The following is a 16,074-nucleotide window of genomic DNA, read 5'->3' on the forward strand; positions in this document are numbered from 1 at the left end:
CGGCACTAGCTCAGTTGGTAGAGCGCGACCTTGCCAAGGTCGAGGTCACGAGTTCGAGCCTCGTGTGCCGCTCCAATCTCTCTAAATATCTCACTAAAATAAACACTTCTTTAAAACAATATTTTGATCTGATTAATACCTACGAAAATTATTTATAAATATTAAACGCACGAGTGGCCGCATGCCGCCGCGCGATATAAAGGGTTTTAAATAATGCGAAGTGGCGTGGGTAAAAGCTAGGGAGGGGAGGTCAATACAAGGTTAAAAGGTTTCGCCTTGCAAGGTCGCTATAATACGTCTTGCACCGCCAGCGTCGCGATGCTCACCTAAGTAAATACCTTGCCATGTACCTAGCGCTAAGCGCCCATTGCTTATAGGAATACTTAATTCACACCCTAACGTATTGGTTTTTATATGGGCTGGCATATCATCATCACCTTCGTAATCGTGACGATAGTAAGGCTGGCGCTCAGGAACGAAATGGTTAAAGTGGCTTTCCATATCCATGCGCACTGTAGGATCGGCGTTTTCGTTTATGGTTAAACTTGCCGATGTGTGCTGAATAAACAAATGTAATAGGCCAACTTTATAATTAGCCAGCTCGCTCAGCTGCGCGAGTATTTCATCATCAATTAAATGAAATCCTCGAGCGCGCGGTTTTAAAGTTATTTGAGTTTGTTGCCAGCTCATAACTTATCAAAGCTAACTTCTATATTTGCATCGCCTGCATCACAGCTAAATGGCATGATTATTTTTTTGCCCTTACTTTTATGTGTGATGGTGTGGCCTTTACCTGCAACTACAATTGGCGTAGCCATATCAAAGTCATAGCCTTTTTCGCCGAGTAAGTTTTTAGCTCCACCGGTAACCATATTAGTAATTTCCCCAACCATATCAGTTACTTCATCGTCTATGTTGTCAGGGCGCTCACCAAGCATGCGTTCCATGATGGTCAGAGCTAAGTTTTCATCAAAGGTAATTGAAAATGAGCCACGAGTTTGCGCGCCCACCATGCCAATTAAACCAGATACATCGCCACAGGCGACTTCGTCTGTTTTTATACGCGGCTTACCTGGTTTTAACTCGGTTTGTGCCATTGTAGATAACACATTGATCAAAGAAGATAAAAATGGATTAATGAACTCAACATTCATGTTAGGTACTCTTAAAATTGGTGCTAAAGTGGCTATCTAAATATGAGTATAGCTTTAAAACAAACTTTGGGTTTAGCTTCTACAAGACTCACACTTACCGTGTGCTTCAATAGTTTGCCCTGATACAACAAAGCCGCTTTCTGCTGCTAAGTTGTTTAGCTCGTGAGAAATAACCGTAGAGTGCAGCTCTTTTACAAAGCCACAACTGTCACAAATTAATAGCTGCACAGGATGAATATGATCAAAGTGATGGCAAAGCATAAATGCATTGGTGCTTTCTATTTTGTGAATAAAGCCCAGCTCTGATAAAAAGTCTAGCGCACGGTAAATTGTTGCAGGTTTTGCGCCTGTTTCTGTTACTTTTAATTGTTCAAGTAAATCGTACGCCCCAACGCCGCCTTGGGCGCTAGCTAATAGGCGAAATACTTTTTCGCGGATAGGCGTAAAACGCGCACCACGGTTGTCACAAACTTGTTTTGCTTTACTTACGAGTGATTCTATATTCATCATTCTCTTATCCTTACGCTACCGTGATATACTAACATACTGTGTTGTACTTGCAGCGTTTTTATTAAACACTTTTTATCTAGGAACCCCATTAATGCATGAACTGGTAGCTATATTTATTTTCTTTTTTGCGGTGATAGACCCTATAGGTACAGTGCCTGTATTTATTGCTGTGACACGTGGGGAAGATGAAAAGTTTAAACGAAAAGTTGTTTTTAAAGCCGTGGGTGTATCCGCTGTGGTTTTACTCTTTTTTGTTATTGCCGGTGAGCAGCTATTAAATGCAATAGAAATACCGCTGTCGGCGTTTCAAATAGCGGGGGGCATAGTCCTGCTTATTTTTGCGCTTTCAATGATTTTTGGTGAAAGTAAGCCCGAGTCTGAGATTAAAAGTGTGCGCGACAGCACAGAAACCGCTATTTTTCCGCTAGCCATTCCCTCTATAGCAAGCCCAGGCGCCATGCTTGGCGCAGTACTGATGACCCGTAACGAAGAATACACGTGGGTTGAGCAAGTTACTACATCGTCGATGATGTTGGTTGTATTAGTTGTTGTGCTTGTGCTGTTGTTACTCGCAAATCATGTGCATAAATTAATAGGCGACAGTGGCGCAAGTATTATAAGTAGAATCATGGGGTTAATTTTAAGCTCTGTGGCAGTTACAAATATACTCAACGGTATCGCGCATTATTTTGGTTTACAAATATACAGCTAACATTGATGCTAATTAGGCTTTTGTGTAAAATACAGCGCCTTTTTATGGGCGTATTTACTTATAATCCCCGAGGCTTTTACATTGCAAAAACGCACATTAGATAATCCAACGTTAAACAGACGTTTTTCTGTTGCACCCATGCTTGATTGGGATTGTGCTCGCCTAGAACTCTTTAAATATCAGCCTTACAGGAAGCGTTAATAAAAAGTTCCCCTATATGACCCCCCATCACTGGGGATGTTTCATTCCTCATTTTGCTTAAAAATTCCATTTTTGCAAGTGGTCAGTTTTCGATTGCGAAATACTCACACAAAACTCTAAATAACTATTACGATTATAAAGGACTCTAGTTTTATATTTATAACCTGTTGTACTTCATGTGATTTTCATTAAAATTCGATATTTCCTAAATATACACAATATGGATTAATGGAATGAAAAAAATAATAACGGTGGCTTCAATAATCTCTTTTATGAGTTTCTCAGCGGTTTCAACGGAGCTAGTAACCCCATCACAAACGGCAAAACAAAAATATAATGTAACTGTTGTAAAGGTAGCGGATAATTGCTCTAGCATGGAAAAAGTGCTTGAAGCACCAAAAAACCTTATATCAATGTATTTTTATTCTGAAGGGTATAAAGAATGTTCAGTCAGCATTATTCACTCTGGTAAAGAAATTACAGGAGAAATTATATATGCAGATATCTCTTCTTATGGAAATGGCGGTCCTGGTACTCAAAAAGTAGACGGGATACGCACTATTAAGCTATAAATTTACACGATAAGTATTGCAACCCTTAATGACATACTTACTTCAGGCTTAATTGGTTGAAATCAATTAAACCTGAAGATACCCCTTGATACACTTAGACCTTATTTCACGGTGGCATTTTTTCAAGCGATGATATAGTCACAGTTCGTTTAGACATAATAAATTTGGCTAGATCCTCTACCAAAACAAAGTGCTTCTTCTTATTTTCGGTTAACTCAAATTGCACAAATATCAGACCCTCGGCCATCAGTTCTTCTATTTTCGACTCAGCTGTCTTTTTGTGTTGCCAGCCAAATATTTCTCTTGCAACATCAGCAAATGGAACCAAGGTTGCATTAAACATTGAGAACAAAGACATGGTTAGCAAATGGTTGGAGAAATGACTCATTTCAGACATTTCGATCGAGGTCACTTTATTCATATTACATACTCTTCTCGTTAACTCTTGAATCTTCAATATATTTAGCAAGCGTGCTTACAGAGACTGTTCCAGCGATTAACTGCTCTGCAAATTCGCCTGTTATCTTATTGTTTGATATATAATTTTTTAACGTTTTTCTTTTAATATTAAAGAACTGAGAAGCGATGGTGTCTGTTGATATATGCGAACTTTGAAATTGCCTCTCAAGCATTTCAACTAATGTCATTTTCATTACTGCAATTACTCTAATGTCTAAAACTGCTCTAATGATGTGTCTAATAAGCAGAAACAAACACAGCAACTGTTGCGCTTTTACAAAAATAGAAATACGTGTCGTTTAATAGCTTATTTTTATTGAGTTAACTTATTTTTATGTGAAAATATAACCTATATTGAAAGTTATAAAATAGAGTAAATGGGTAAGCATTATTCACCAACGCAAATACATCATCACTTAAATTGTGTAAAAGATACTTCGATTTCTCAATATTGCGGGGCTAATCAAGTTCCTGAAGCGACATTTCACAGTTGGAAAAGAAAGTATGGTGGTATGAATCTGTTGCAGATCGAATCATTTATCGCTTTGGAGCAAGAAAATCGGGCTTTGAAGAAAGAGCTTAAGTCGAGTAGGAAAATGCTGGAAGCATCTAAAAGGTGGTTCAAAGAGGTATTTACGACTGAGCGGCGTCGAGAAATAGTTAAAAGCCATATAATTGATTCTAGAATGAATAGGAATGATGCATGTGAGCTTTTCTCAATCGAAACAACCACCAATCTCAGTTATCAAACGACTAAACACAAAAGTGAAAAACAACTTCTATTAATAATGTTAAATCATATCAAGCACGAAGAGTTCTTTAATCTTGAAACTATTTATGCAGCAGTTAAAGAAGAGCTGACTGACCAATTCAATAAAAAAGCAATCAATCTACTCTATGCAAATATCGACGCTAAGAAGTTTAAAAAATGGTCTATTGAACAAAGAGTTGTGCATATCAGTCGCTTTGAAAAATATGTGCAGCAAGATAGAATTTTACTCTCATTCGCTAATTTAGGAATAAATTTGAGCCAGCTCTTAGCGATAATAGAAAACCCGCTAGATTAATACAGGCGGGTGGGTATGCTACTTCATTAGTTCGGATATAAATATTCGTCGTTCCAACGATAGCTATTATTAAATAGATTCATGAGTGGGATATTTTTCGATATAAAGAAAGCCAGCAAATAATGCTGGCTCAGTTTTATATTGTCTTCCAGAAGTCTTTTAAGCCGCATCCAAAGAAATGGTAAAAGAGGCTTAACGAGTTTGACTCTAGAAGAATATATTGACGAATCTCTGACTCAAATTGTTTGAGTACGTGAAAGTTGCAAGCAAAAAGCACATTGGTCATTGGACGATGCTCAACAGGCAACCTATTCATCACACTATTGCTTATTAGAATTACTTCTTGCGAGGCGGTGTAGTTACGCACATAAATTATGTAATCCTCACCGTTTTCTAAAAATGTCAGAAAGTCCTCATCCTGACAAATTGGTGGAGGGCTACTAAAAAGCTCAACAACATTATCATTCGATTCAATATTCATAGTGTTCTCCATATTAGTTTTTATGAACTCAAAACTAATTAGCTACACACTATGAAAATTTTCCTTAAGTACGCCTTTTTAAGTTTGAAATTAACTTAATAAGGAATAACTACTATGAATAATACGCAAATAAATGCAGCAGTTGTCGCCGGACTGTTTGAAGACTTAAGTCACAAGTTTATGGATTTTCATGATGAAATTTGCGAATTGAAATTGACCGATAAAAACCAATATATAGATGTACTTTTGGTGAAATACATAGGTGCAGGTGTTGAAAGTGAGGAGTTACCAATAGTCAGAGCAATCCTAACAAGTATTTGTGATCACAAAGGAAGTTTATGGACTGAAGATCAGAAACAATTAGAGCTTAACTTCTCTAAAGATCAATAATTTCCTCAGTTGGAGCCTTTTTATCTCCGAGTTCAAAACTGGAGATAAAAATGAGCCAAAATCAACAAATCAAATTCGTTAAGCAATTAACCAGAGCATCAAAAGCACCATTTGAGACAATTTCAACAAGCTTATGGCTTGCGAATGTCATCAGTGCAGATGGTGAACCACTAATTTTAGACTATTCCAGATATTTATATATTCACAGAGATGCTGTGGGTAAGATAACCGGAATATCAATTTCTAAAACTATGGTTGGTGACCATCTAAATGTTCACAGTCAATATATCGAATACGGTGATTTAATGTTTGGGATTTTAATTTTCTACATCGAAGAAATAGAAAGCTTTTGCCAACTTTGGGCTAACGAATTTGAAAAATACTTTTTGTTACCACCAGATGACTACTTTGAGGCTGCTTCATGGCGTTGGAATAGTATTGTTAAAAGTACAGAAGTATAACTATTGGCGACTCATAATGAGTCGCTTTTTTAATCTCTGTTTTAAAGACATTTTTATAACTATCAGTTATTATCTTTTTGATAAATGGACTAAGTTTTCAGATCGACTCAATAGGGCATAAGAATAGCAAAAGGGATTAAACTATGGAGAGCACAAGCAATTTCGAATTCTTGAAAAAGCACGATTACTGGCTATTTAATTTAGCTGAGTCAGCTGAGCGCAACTTTAGTCCTTTTCCTAATACAACGCTGTTCAACATGCGCCAACTCGGTGAAGCTATCGCCCAATCCATTGCTGCCCGCATCGGTGTCGAATCTGGAAGTAATATCAAGCAAGTAGACCTACTTCGTGATCTAGATTATAGCCTTCGCCTCGACGATAATGTTCGAGATGCTTTCCACACTATTCGCAAACTTGGTAATACCGCCAGTCATGAATTTACCAGTAGTAGCCACCGAGACGCACTAAAGTCATTAATGGTTGGCCATGCTTTGGCAATGTGGTTTCACATCACTTTTGGTGGTTCCGCTGCTAAAGGTTTTAAAATTAAAAAATTTGTAAAACCACAAGACCCATCTGAGTATGTCCGACAACTCGAAGAACAAGTAGAGCAACTTAAAACAGAATCGCAACGAAGCTCTGAACGTATTAAAACGGCTGAAGAACTCAGTCACATAGAGTCTGAAAAAGCGAAAGCCGAACATGAACGTGCTGAGAAGATGGCCGCAGACAAAGCTTTGTGGGAACAGCTAGCAATTGAAAGTGACAAAGAAGCTGCGAAATATAAATCAGCCGCAGAAGCTGCGAACCAAGAATTTATTAAATCCTTCCAAGCTAAGCCTAAAGAAGAACAAGCAGCTGAACTTAAGCGTATTGAAAAATCTCCTTTTGAAATGGATGAAGCAGAAACCCGCGTTGTTATCGATCAACAGTTGGTTGATGCAGGCTGGGAAGCTGATACTGAAAACTTACGCTATGCAAAAGGTACACGCCCAGAACCTAATAAAAATAAAGCTATTGCCGAGTGGCCTACTAAATCAGGCCCCGCAGACTATGCGCTTTTCATAGGTATGACACTCGTTGGAGTGATTGAAGCAAAAAAGACCGCCAAGAATGTCTACGGAGCAATTGATCAAGCTAAAAGATATGCAAGTGGTATAGAGCAGTTATCCGATGATGTTGAAGTTACGCAACACGGTGATTTCAACGTGCCACTTACCTTCGCCACTAACGGCCGCGCATATTTAAAGCAACTTGAGCAAGAAAGTGGTATTTGGTTTCTAGATGTTCGAGATAACACCAACCGCCGTAAAGCATTAAAGGGCTGGTATTCTCCAAAAGAAATTAAAACCTACCTACGTCAAACACCACAACAAGCTAATGCCGAGCTTGATGACATGAACTTTGATTACGAACTTAAACTTCGTGACTATCAGAAACAGGCCATTTTAAGTGTCGAAGGAGCCATTAAGGGTGGGAAAGACAAAGCAATGGTGGCAATGGCAACAGGCACAGGCAAAACAAAAACCTGTATTGCTTTAGTTTATCGTTTATTAAAAGCAGAACGTTTTCGTCGAATTCTGTTCTTAGTTGATCGAAGTGCGCTTGGCGTTCAAGCGACAGTAGATTTTGGTGAGGTTCGAATGGAAAACCTCAATACCTTTGCCGATACTTTCGAAGTGTTAGGTATCGAGCCAGAAAAAGCGCCAAAAGCAATTCCAGAAGATGATACCAAAGTTCACGTTGCTACAGTACAAGGTTTAGTGAAACGGATTATGTACCCGTCAGATGATGGCGCTAAACCAGGTGTTGGTCAGTATGACTGCATTGTTGTTGATGAATGTCATAGGGGTTATCTACTTGATCGCGAACTAAGTGAAACGGAAGTTAAATTCCGTGATCAGAAAGATTACATGTCTAAGTACCGTGCGGTTATCGAATACTTTGATGCCTTTAAGGTGGGATTAACCGCTACCCCAGCATTACATACAAAAGATATCTTTGGTGACCCTGTATTTACTTATACTTATACCGAGGCGGTAATAGATGGTTATCTTGTTGATCATTTACCGCCAACTCGTATTCACACTAAGTTAAATACCGAAGGTATCAAGTACGCTATCAATGAACCTGTGCAGGTATACGACCCTCAAACTCAAGAATTGGAATTAATCAATACGCCTGATGAGCTGAGCTTTGAAGTTGCTCAGTTTAATCGTAAGGTGATTGCGCCTGAATTTACAAAAGAAGTATGTAAATGGTTAATCGAAAGCGATTCTCTGAACCCATACTCATTAGAGAAATCGCTAATTTTTTGCGTAACAGACAAACATGCTGATGAAGTTGTTGAAGCGTTAAAAGACGCATGTGAAGAATATCACGGTGAAATAGAAGATGATGCTATTCAAAAAATCACAGGCGCATCAGATAAACCATTAGAGAAAATTCGCCGTTATAAAAATGATCGACTACCTAATATCGCTGTTACGGTAGATTTATTGACAACAGGGGTAGACGTTCCATCAATATGTAATCTTGTGTTTTTACGCCGAGTAAACAGTCGTATTTTATTTGAACAAATGCTTGGTCGCGCAACTCGCCGTTGTGATGAAATATCAAAAGAGCGTTTTCGCATATACGATGCTGTAGATATCTACAAGCAGCTAGAAAAGGTCAATAGCATGAAGCCTGTTGTTACCAAAGTAGATATCACCTTCACTGAGCTTGAAACCGAAATAGCAGGCAGTTCAGATCCTAAACTGCAACAACTGGCAAGAGACCAGTTTCTTGCAAAGTTACAAAGCAAAAAGAACTATCTATCACCACAACAAAGCTCAGACTTTGAGCGCATTGTTGGTAAGCCACCTAAAGAGTTTGCTCAAGAGTTGAAAAGCATGAAGTTGACTGATGTTTCCGATTGGTTTGTGAATCATCCTGGTTTAGGCGAACTACTCGATTTGAAAATATCTGGCACAGGCGGAGGTGGCAACACCGTTGTGATCTCCACTCATGAAGATGAAGTCACTGGCACATCTACAGGTTACGGTAGCGGTCAAAAACCAGAGGATTATTTAACAGCCTTTTCTAGTTTTGTGAATGCCAACAGCAACCGCATGGTCGCAATCCAAACCGTCATTCAGCGCCCGTGGGAACTATCACGCGATAGCCTTAAAGAGCTAGCCTTGGAACTAGAAAAAAACGAATTCCGAGAGCAAGATTTAAAAGAAGCTTGGAAAGAAGTTAAAAACGAAGATATCGCCGCTCGAATTATTGGTCATATTCGTCAAGCCGCTATTGGTGAAGCATTGGAGCCTTATGACAAAAGAGTCGATAGAGCACTAGATAAAATACTCTCAAGCCAACCGTGGAAAACACCACAACGAGAATGGCTTGAAACCATCGCTGGGCAAATTAAAGCCAACGTAGTGGTAGATGAAAGCAACCTTAACGAAGGTATTTTTAAAAACATGGGCGGCATCAAGCGTGCCACCAAGTTATTTGACCAACCCGTAACCGATATACTCAACCAGTTTAATCGGGCTATTTGGTCACAGGGTGAACAACAGCAATCGGCCTAATCCTATATAATCTATAGATCATATTATTGATGCATGACTTGGCGGTTTAACATCACAGTTTTTAAACCGCCCCAAATGAAAAGCAAAGAATTTAAACAAGAGAAACTAAATGAGCACACAAGATTTAATTAATAAACTCTGGAACCTATGTAACTTGTTGCGCGACGACGGTGTTACATACCACGAATACCTGAATGAGCTGACTTACCTTATCTTCTTAAAAATGGTGGAAGAAACAGGCCAAGACGAACATATCCCAGAAAGCTACCGCTGGACTGATATTGAAAACTTTAACGCGGCAACGCGATTAGAAGAATACAAGAAGCTACTCATTCATTTAGGCTCTCACGGCTCATTAATTACCAAAGCCATTTTCGCTGATGCCTCTACCTGTATTCGTAAACCCGCCACTCTGAACAAGTTGGTAACTGAAATCGACAATCTAGATTGGTACTCAGCCAAACACGAAGGGTTAGGCGACATGTACGAAGGCTTGCTGGAAATTAACGCCAGCGAGAAGAAATCCGGTGCAGGCCAGTATTTTACGCCGCGTGTACTGATTGAAGTCATGGTGGAGCTTATGAAGCCAAACCTTGATGATGTCATAGTAGACCCAACGGCTGGGACAGGCGGGTTCTTGATTGCTGCTCATCATGAAATCGAAAAGAATAATGACATCAAAATGCTCGACGAGGCGGCTTACAACAAATACCAACATGGTACGTTCTTCGGTATGGAGCTAGTGCCTGATACTCGCCGCCTAGCAATGATGAACTTGATGTTGCATGATTTAGCGGTAGATGACACCAACGCTGGCGTATTATTTGGCGATACCCTATCAAACGAAGGTAAAGCATTACCAAAAGCGAGTTTAATACTCGCTAACCCGCCTTTTGGCACCAAGCAAGGTGGTGGTGTACCGACAAGGGATGACCTTGTTCACTACACATCCAACAAACAGTTAGCGTTTTTGCACACAATGTACCACAGCATGTTAAAGCCAGGTGGTCGCGCCGCAGTGGTGTTGCCAGACAACGTATTATTTGAAGGTTCAACAGGTCGTAAAATTCGCAACGACCTGATGGAAAAATGTAACCTGCACACCATTTTAAGATTACCAACAGGCATCTTTTACGCCGCAGGTGTGAAAACAAATGTGCTATTTTTTGATAAACCTACGGATATTACCAAAGATAAGGGCAATACCAAGAAAGTATGGGTATATGACTTACGTGCCAATATGCCGCAATTTGGTAAGCGTACCGTTTTAACTAAAGCGCATTTTGACGAGTTTTACGAAGCGGTTGGCAGCGATTTGACTCAAGTCGATGAAGCTAAGCGCCAAGCATTTATTGATAACCATAAAAACGGAAGTGAAATCGGTAATGTAGACACTTGTCGTTTGCGTTGCTTCACTCGCGAAGAAATCACAGCCAAAGACGACTCATTAGACTTAGCTTGGATACGAGACGACAGCATTGAAGATGCCGCTAAATTACCAGAGCCGGATGTACTCATCAATGAGGCGATTGAAGAGTTAGCTGGTGCTATTACTGATTTACAGTCAATTCTTGTTGAACTAGATGCAGCAGAGGATACTGACGAGGTTGTTGTATGAGTCAGTTGCCTCAAGGTTGGGTAGAAAAAACATTCGATGAGATCGGGGAATATACTGATTATGTCGCAAATGGAAGCTTTGCTAGTTTAAAAGAAAACGTCACACAAACCGACGAAGAAGACTACGCTATTTTACTTCGGCTAAAAGATCATTCGAATGGTTTTAAAGGCCCGTTTAAATATGTGACTAAGGCTTCATACGAATTTCTAAAAAAGAGTGATTTACAGGCTGGAGATTTGTTCTTAGCCAATGTAGGTGCTCCTGGCAGAACCTTTTTAGTACCAGAGCTAGGCAAGCCAATGACTATAGCTCCAAATGGTATTAGGGTGCGAGCCAATGAATTAACTTCAAATAAATTTATTGAATATTTCATTCGTTCACGACAAGGACAAGACTTAATTTTGTCGATTACAGGAGGCAACGCGCAACAAAAATTCAATAAAACAGCTTTGAAAAAAAGTTCTTTTCCGTTACCACCGTTAGACGACCAAAAACGCATTGCAGATAAACTGGATTCAGTATTAGCCAAAGTCGAAGCGGCACAAGCACGCCTCGACAAAATCCCAACCCTATTAAAGCGCTTCCGCCAATCTGTCCTCGCCGCCGCCACCTCCGGCGAACTCACCAGAGACTGGCGTGAAGAAAATGAAAGTATTCAATCAGCTTTTGAAGCATATGAGTTAAAAAGGCTATCAGACAGAAAAAAGTGGGAAGAAATAAAATTAAGTGAATTTAGAGAAAAAAATAAATTCCCTAGTAACGATAAATGGAAAGCGAAATACAAAGAGGTAGCTCTACCTAATCAAGAAGAGCTTCAACCATTAAACTCTGGTTGGGGCTACTTCTATGTTGAAAATGTCGCCTCGTCCGCCAAATATTCTATGAGCAGCGGGCCGTTTGGCTCAGCATTAGGGCGGAAAGATTATACTGAGGCTGGAGTACCTGTTTTAAGAGGCCAGAATGTTAAGAATGGTGTTGCTGGTGTAGGAGGCTTCGTTTTTGTATCAGAAGAAAAAGCAACCTCGATACCTAGAAGTCTGGCGTACCCTGGCGATGTAGTTGTTGTAGCTGTTGGTTCATCTGGCGTTACTGGGATAATACCCCAAAATATTTCAGTTGCACTTCTATCTCAAAACTGTAATAAAATTTCTGTAGATAACGTATTGGTCAGATCTGAATATTTTAATCTTTTTCTACAAAGTCAGGTAGCACAGAGTCAAATTTCTGCACAAACAACAGATACAGTACGACAGTTTTTTAGCCTAACCAATTTAAAGAAAACGGTTATCGCAGTTCCGCCTCTGCAAGAGCAAAATGAAATATTGTTGAGAGTTGAAGAGTTATTTGAACACGCAAACACGGTAGAAAAACAATACAATGCCGCTAAAGCTCGATTAGACAAACTCATTCAATCAATACTAGCAAAAGCCTTTCGCGGCGAATTGGTAACATCTTAACGGACTACTTAATAGGGAATAACAATGAAATCTTTACCCGCTACTTTGGAGATAGATAAAATAGAGAAGTTCTTTTCTCTATTATCTGAATCACCAGAAAGCCAAGTTTTACAAATCCCAGTGGGCAGTAGCAAATTTGCTTTTGGTGGCTATGCAGCAGCAATTCAAGCTGTGAACACTTGGGCAAATTTAAGTAAAGATCGAAAAGTCGAAATTAAGCCAAGCCAAAAAACGAAAGACGAAGCGGTTGTCGATATTATTGCTCAGCCCCATAAGTTCACAGCGATGATGATGGCAAAACAAATAGATTTGCCCTCTGAAGAAACACCTAATGTTCGACCAGATATAAACCATCAAGCAAAGTGTGCAATAGAACGGCAATCAGAAAATAATTTTGGGCAGAATAGAGGCCGCCTTTGCTGGTATTCATTTGTTGATCATAGTACCAAAGGCTTCGTTCCTCAGTTTTATAGCACAATGCCTGGCTATCACCCATCCCCAAAAAGTGTTGATAAAATTACTAGTCTTGTAAGGTCTATGGTTGAACGTTCTGCCAGCGTTGCAGGTGGCGCAACCTTGCCTGATGACTCTAAGGTTAACAATTTGGGCAGAATGTTCTACGAGCTTTTTGTAAATACCCATGAGCACGGTACCAAAAGCGAAAACCGCTCTGTTTGGCTAAAACCTGCGACTAGGGTGATATATAGCTATGGAATTAATTTAGTTGAAGAGGCTATTTCTAAATCAATCAGTAATGATGAGGTGTTGAGTCAGTATATTGATAACTTAAATCAGACTCAAAACTCAACTCGAAGGTTTGTAGAGATTAGCATTGTTGATTCAGGCTTAGGCTTTTGTGGTCGATGGATAGCTGATCATAATGGCACAGGAAGTATTAAAGAAATGGATGTTAGTGAGCAATATGCAATATTTAAACAGTGTTTTAAATTCAGAAGTTCTTCAACCCCAGATGAGATAAAAGGAAATGGCCTACCTGCGGTAATGGCTAACCTAACGGCATTGAATGGATTTATGAAAGTCAGGTCAAATAATCTATCTGTATATCGCGACTTTGTAAGTAATCCATTTCTTTCAATCCAAAATGACGATTACGACTTTTTTGACTGGCATACAAAAAAATGCTGCTCAGAAAAGGTCACTGAGCAAGCTAACACTAGAGGGGTTGCAGTCACAGTTTTAATACCACTTTTTGACAAGGGTGTTGATCAGGAGGTGACGTTATGAGTGATTACTTTGCTTTTAGATTTCAAGAACCAAAACAACATCGGAAGTCTTTAGTTATTTTCTGCCAAGCTGGTTATGAAGTTTCATCGTTAACAAAAACTATCAAAGAAGATATCAATGAAAATTTAGTCCCATACAGACTAATACTTATGGGTCACAATTTCTCTAAACAAGATATGCAAGAGCTAAAAGGAGAAAACTTCTTCGTCGATGAGATCAACTCGTGGACTGCCAGTGTTGAAGAAAAAGTTACTTTCTTAACCGTTTCAAATGATGGTGTGATAACCGATTTAGGAACTGATGAAGAAATCTGTTATACATCAGCTCTTCTATCTGAAGGTGCAAATTGTATTTTCACTAGGCGAAAAGGGGTTATCACTTCCCTTCCTAGCTATCACTTTTTGAAGCCATCGGGTGATCATTGTGACAAATTTATTAGAGCATCAAATCTATTTACATCAGGCACTGAAGTTGCCTTCTTAGCTATTGGGTTGTTACCGTATCTAAGGGCTAATTTACGACGTATTTATGTTGATACATCGTCGATTTCGTTTTTGGTAAGTGTTGCAGTGCAGCTTTCTAATAAATTTATAGATAGACAGCCCCTTATTGAAAGCTTTGAATCCTATAACATCTTTAACAAATCTTATGATTTTCATGAGGATGAAAATAGTCTAGTTGTTATTTCTGCTACGACCAGCGGCGGACTAGCAAAAGATATATCTAACAGGTATAGATTTGTTCCTGCAAATATACTTACCTTGTTTTACTCTAAAATACTTTCAGGGCAGCAAGCTGTTTTTGATATTTCTTCGGCTGTGGGTGAAATTAATTCAGTTAAAGCTGAAGGCTGTGAAATGTGCGCTGATGGCTCCAAACTTATCAAAATTGAGGGTGAGCAGTTTATACCTGAAACACCAAAGCATGAGTTGTTAGTCATCAAAAAAGTCGATTTTAGCCAGATTCGACAAAAGTTTTTCAAAGAGTTTGCCACAAAGAGTTTACTTCAATTTAATATCTCGCCAAGTGAAAACTGGGAACCAGAACACTTTTACATAGAAGTTGAACCTATTTTAAAACAGGCTGGAGAACCATTTCAGGCGAAATTAGTAAAAAAGGTCAATAAACATTTCGCAAGAGATGTAGAAACTGTGATTTATTTGGATGATCAAAGCTCTAAAACCCTTGCAAACAACATTCGTTGCATTGCAGGAAATCCTTCTGTTAAATCTGTGTGTTACAAGGACATCAGCGAAGATGATTTAAAAAACAGTAGTTCAGTTATTGTCGTTGCTAGTGCTATCACCTCTGGTAGAAAGTTACTGGCTACGGCTAGAAAATTAAGAGGCATAGATAAGTCTGCAACCATTACGTATTTTGTTGGCTTTTCAAAATTGCCGTCTCCAGATAATTATGAGCAGCTTCGCAAAGATCTGTGTTTAGGAGGTCATGAGCTAATTTCTATAGAATCCTGCTATTTACCAAGGTTTAGAGAGAACTCACTCACTCCTTGGGATATGGAAATCAATATTTTATCGCCCTATGGAGATGTTGGTGATCCGCTCGGTGAACAACTTGACGAAGTACCACTAATATTTAACGAAAGATTAAATGAGTTAGAAAACTATACTATCAACTGTGATTTGTTTCTTCCTTCGCCGTCCGGTCAGTCGTTGAAGTTGAGGAATACTTTTGCTTTTTGGGCTGGCTTAGGTCTTAAAACAGAGGAAGCTTCACAAGCTGATGTATATTGGACAATTCAATCAATTCTTCATGACCTCAGAGCAAAGAACGATCAAGGGTTGGCAACAACTTATCACTCGACATTGTTAAGCCCTGTGTGTTTTGACAGGTTCAACGACGGTGTTATTCAAGCTTGTTTACTTAGAGCAGCGAAACCAACTGAATTAAACTATGCAGTTGATGAAGAGTTTAGTAGGCAGATCACAGACATAATTATTTCTATCGTTGATAACTCGGATAATTTGCAAGGTGAGGGAGCGTTGGAGTTTTTGATGGCACTCTGGGTTGGTAGACTTAAAGTTCAAGATAAGCACCTGCTTGAAATTGTTGAAAGACGAGAGCAAGTCAACTCTGAATGTGTCAGGTTTTTATTAAGCCAAATAAAACCTAGCCAAGAGTTTTCTTAAAAACTAAACAAGGATGTGG

Annotated in this window: 16 protein-coding genes; 10 read left to right on the forward strand and 6 right to left on the reverse strand. The window is 39.1% G+C overall.

Annotated features, from left to right (window positions below):
• Positions 1 to 261: 261 nt before the first annotated feature.
• From MTN96_RS19400 to MTN96_RS19410, 3 genes are all read right to left on the reverse strand, one after another.
• Positions 262 to 690: a secondary thiamine-phosphate synthase enzyme YjbQ gene (locus MTN96_RS19400; protein WP_248532558.1), complete on the reverse strand. Its 429-nt coding sequence runs from the start codon at positions 688 to 690 to the stop codon at positions 262 to 264.
• Positions 687 to 1,154 carry a chemotaxis protein CheX gene (locus MTN96_RS19405; protein WP_029773279.1) on the reverse strand — a complete coding sequence of 156 codons (468 nt, stop codon included), beginning with the start codon at positions 1,152 to 1,154 and terminating at the stop codon, positions 687 to 689. Before MTN96_RS19405 ends, MTN96_RS19400 begins: the two co-directional genes overlap by 4 nt.
• A 72-nt stretch (positions 1,155 to 1,226) precedes the next feature.
• Positions 1,227 to 1,661 carry a transcriptional repressor gene (locus MTN96_RS19410; RefSeq protein ID WP_029773280.1) on the reverse strand — a complete coding sequence of 145 codons (435 nt, stop codon included), beginning with the start codon at positions 1,659 to 1,661 and terminating at the stop codon, positions 1,227 to 1,229.
• A 94-nt stretch (positions 1,662 to 1,755) separates the two neighbouring features.
• On the opposite strand from MTN96_RS19410, the gene MTN96_RS19415 reads away from it, so the two are divergent.
• Both MTN96_RS19415 and MTN96_RS19420 read left to right on the forward strand, forming a co-directional pair.
• A complete protein-coding gene (locus tag MTN96_RS19415) occupies positions 1,756 to 2,376 on the forward strand; it encodes a MarC family protein (protein WP_004589061.1) in 621 nt (206 codons plus the stop codon).
• A gap of 434 nt (positions 2,377 to 2,810) precedes the next feature.
• Entirely contained in the window at positions 2,811 to 3,149 is a 339-nt protein-coding gene (locus MTN96_RS19420; RefSeq protein ID WP_188161657.1) for a hypothetical protein, read from the forward strand.
• A 106-nt stretch (positions 3,150 to 3,255) separates the two neighbouring features.
• Here the strand turns inward: MTN96_RS19420 and MTN96_RS19425 are convergent, their stop codons facing one another.
• Together MTN96_RS19425 and MTN96_RS19430 are read right to left on the reverse strand one after the other, a co-directional pair.
• Entirely contained in the window at positions 3,256 to 3,570 is a 315-nt protein-coding gene (locus tag MTN96_RS19425; protein WP_188161656.1) for a hypothetical protein, read from the reverse strand.
• 1 nt (position 3,571) lies between these two features.
• Positions 3,572 to 3,802, reverse strand: coding sequence for a hypothetical protein (locus MTN96_RS19430; RefSeq protein WP_188161655.1), 231 nt, complete (start codon positions 3,800 to 3,802; stop codon positions 3,572 to 3,574).
• Between the two features lie 183 nt (positions 3,803 to 3,985).
• Here MTN96_RS19430 and MTN96_RS19435 point away from each other — a divergent pair, with 183 nt between their 5' ends.
• Positions 3,986 to 4,675 (forward strand): transposase, encoded by a 690-nt coding sequence (locus MTN96_RS19435; RefSeq protein WP_188161654.1) that lies wholly within the window; start codon positions 3,986 to 3,988, stop codon positions 4,673 to 4,675.
• A gap of 136 nt (positions 4,676 to 4,811) precedes the next feature.
• Here the strand turns inward: MTN96_RS19435 and MTN96_RS19440 are convergent, their stop codons facing one another.
• On the reverse strand, positions 4,812 to 5,156 hold the full coding sequence (locus tag MTN96_RS19440) for a hypothetical protein (RefSeq protein ID WP_188161653.1): 345 nt from the start codon (positions 5,154 to 5,156) through the stop codon (positions 4,812 to 4,814).
• 114 nt (positions 5,157 to 5,270) lie between these two features.
• Here MTN96_RS19440 and MTN96_RS19445 point away from each other — a divergent pair, with 114 nt between their 5' ends.
• The 7 genes from MTN96_RS19445 to MTN96_RS19475 all read left to right on the forward strand — a co-directional run bounded on the left by MTN96_RS19445 (position 5,271) and on the right by MTN96_RS19475 (position 16,055).
• Entirely contained in the window at positions 5,271 to 5,546 is a 276-nt protein-coding gene (locus MTN96_RS19445; protein WP_248532559.1) for a hypothetical protein, read from the forward strand.
• Between the two features lie 50 nt (positions 5,547 to 5,596).
• Positions 5,597 to 6,007, forward strand: coding sequence for a hypothetical protein (locus tag MTN96_RS19450; protein WP_248532560.1), 411 nt, complete (start codon positions 5,597 to 5,599; stop codon positions 6,005 to 6,007).
• A 143-nt stretch (positions 6,008 to 6,150) separates the two neighbouring features.
• Positions 6,151 to 9,585 (forward strand): type I restriction-modification system endonuclease, encoded by a 3,435-nt coding sequence (hsdR, locus tag MTN96_RS19455; protein WP_248532561.1) that lies wholly within the window; start codon positions 6,151 to 6,153, stop codon positions 9,583 to 9,585.
• 109 nt (positions 9,586 to 9,694) lie between these two features.
• Positions 9,695 to 11,203 (forward strand): N-6 DNA methylase, encoded by a 1,509-nt coding sequence (locus MTN96_RS19460; protein ID WP_248532562.1) that lies wholly within the window; start codon positions 9,695 to 9,697, stop codon positions 11,201 to 11,203.
• Positions 11,200 to 12,660, forward strand: a complete 1,461-nt coding sequence (locus MTN96_RS19465; protein WP_248532563.1) for a restriction endonuclease subunit S — start codon at positions 11,200 to 11,202, stop codon at positions 12,658 to 12,660. The genes MTN96_RS19460 and MTN96_RS19465 overlap by 4 nt, the downstream gene beginning before the upstream one ends.
• 24 nt (positions 12,661 to 12,684) lie before the next feature.
• Positions 12,685 to 13,905, forward strand: coding sequence for a hypothetical protein (locus MTN96_RS19470; RefSeq protein ID WP_248532564.1), 1,221 nt, complete (start codon positions 12,685 to 12,687; stop codon positions 13,903 to 13,905).
• Positions 13,902 to 16,055: a hypothetical protein gene (locus MTN96_RS19475; protein WP_188161646.1), complete on the forward strand. Its 2,154-nt coding sequence runs from the start codon at positions 13,902 to 13,904 to the stop codon at positions 16,053 to 16,055. Before MTN96_RS19470 ends, MTN96_RS19475 begins: the two co-directional genes overlap by 4 nt.
• The last annotated feature ends 19 nt before the right edge of the window (positions 16,056 to 16,074 follow it).

Source organism: Pseudoalteromonas sp. 2CM28B, assembly GCF_023161935.1.

Bases quoted from the DNA above. Each gene is read 5' to 3' on its own strand.
- MTN96_RS19400 (WP_248532558.1), bottom strand. From the start codon at position 690: ATGAGCTGGCAACAAACTCAAATAACTTTAAAACCGCGCGCTCGAGGA.
- MTN96_RS19405 (WP_029773279.1), bottom strand. From the start codon at position 1,154: ATGAATGTTGAGTTCATTAATCCATTTTTATCTTCTTTGATCAATGTG.
- MTN96_RS19410 (WP_029773280.1), bottom strand. From the start codon at position 1,661: ATGAATATAGAATCACTCGTAAGTAAAGCAAAACAAGTTTGTGACAAC.
- MTN96_RS19415 (WP_004589061.1), top strand. From the start codon at position 1,756: ATGCATGAACTGGTAGCTATATTTATTTTCTTTTTTGCGGTGATAGAC.
- MTN96_RS19420 (WP_188161657.1), top strand. From the start codon at position 2,811: ATGAAAAAAATAATAACGGTGGCTTCAATAATCTCTTTTATGAGTTTC.
- MTN96_RS19425 (WP_188161656.1), bottom strand. From the start codon at position 3,570: ATGAATAAAGTGACCTCGATCGAAATGTCTGAAATGAGTCATTTCTCC.
- MTN96_RS19430 (WP_188161655.1), bottom strand. From the start codon at position 3,802: ATGAAAATGACATTAGTTGAAATGCTTGAGAGGCAATTTCAAAGTTCG.
- MTN96_RS19435 (WP_188161654.1), top strand. From the start codon at position 3,986: ATGGGTAAGCATTATTCACCAACGCAAATACATCATCACTTAAATTGT.
- MTN96_RS19440 (WP_188161653.1), bottom strand. From the start codon at position 5,156: ATGAATATTGAATCGAATGATAATGTTGTTGAGCTTTTTAGTAGCCCT.
- MTN96_RS19445 (WP_248532559.1), top strand. From the start codon at position 5,271: ATGAATAATACGCAAATAAATGCAGCAGTTGTCGCCGGACTGTTTGAA.
- MTN96_RS19450 (WP_248532560.1), top strand. From the start codon at position 5,597: ATGAGCCAAAATCAACAAATCAAATTCGTTAAGCAATTAACCAGAGCA.
- hsdR (WP_248532561.1), top strand. From the start codon at position 6,151: ATGGAGAGCACAAGCAATTTCGAATTCTTGAAAAAGCACGATTACTGG.
- MTN96_RS19460 (WP_248532562.1), top strand. From the start codon at position 9,695: ATGAGCACACAAGATTTAATTAATAAACTCTGGAACCTATGTAACTTG.
- MTN96_RS19465 (WP_248532563.1), top strand. From the start codon at position 11,200: ATGAGTCAGTTGCCTCAAGGTTGGGTAGAAAAAACATTCGATGAGATC.
- MTN96_RS19470 (WP_248532564.1), top strand. From the start codon at position 12,685: ATGAAATCTTTACCCGCTACTTTGGAGATAGATAAAATAGAGAAGTTC.
- MTN96_RS19475 (WP_188161646.1), top strand. From the start codon at position 13,902: ATGAGTGATTACTTTGCTTTTAGATTTCAAGAACCAAAACAACATCGG.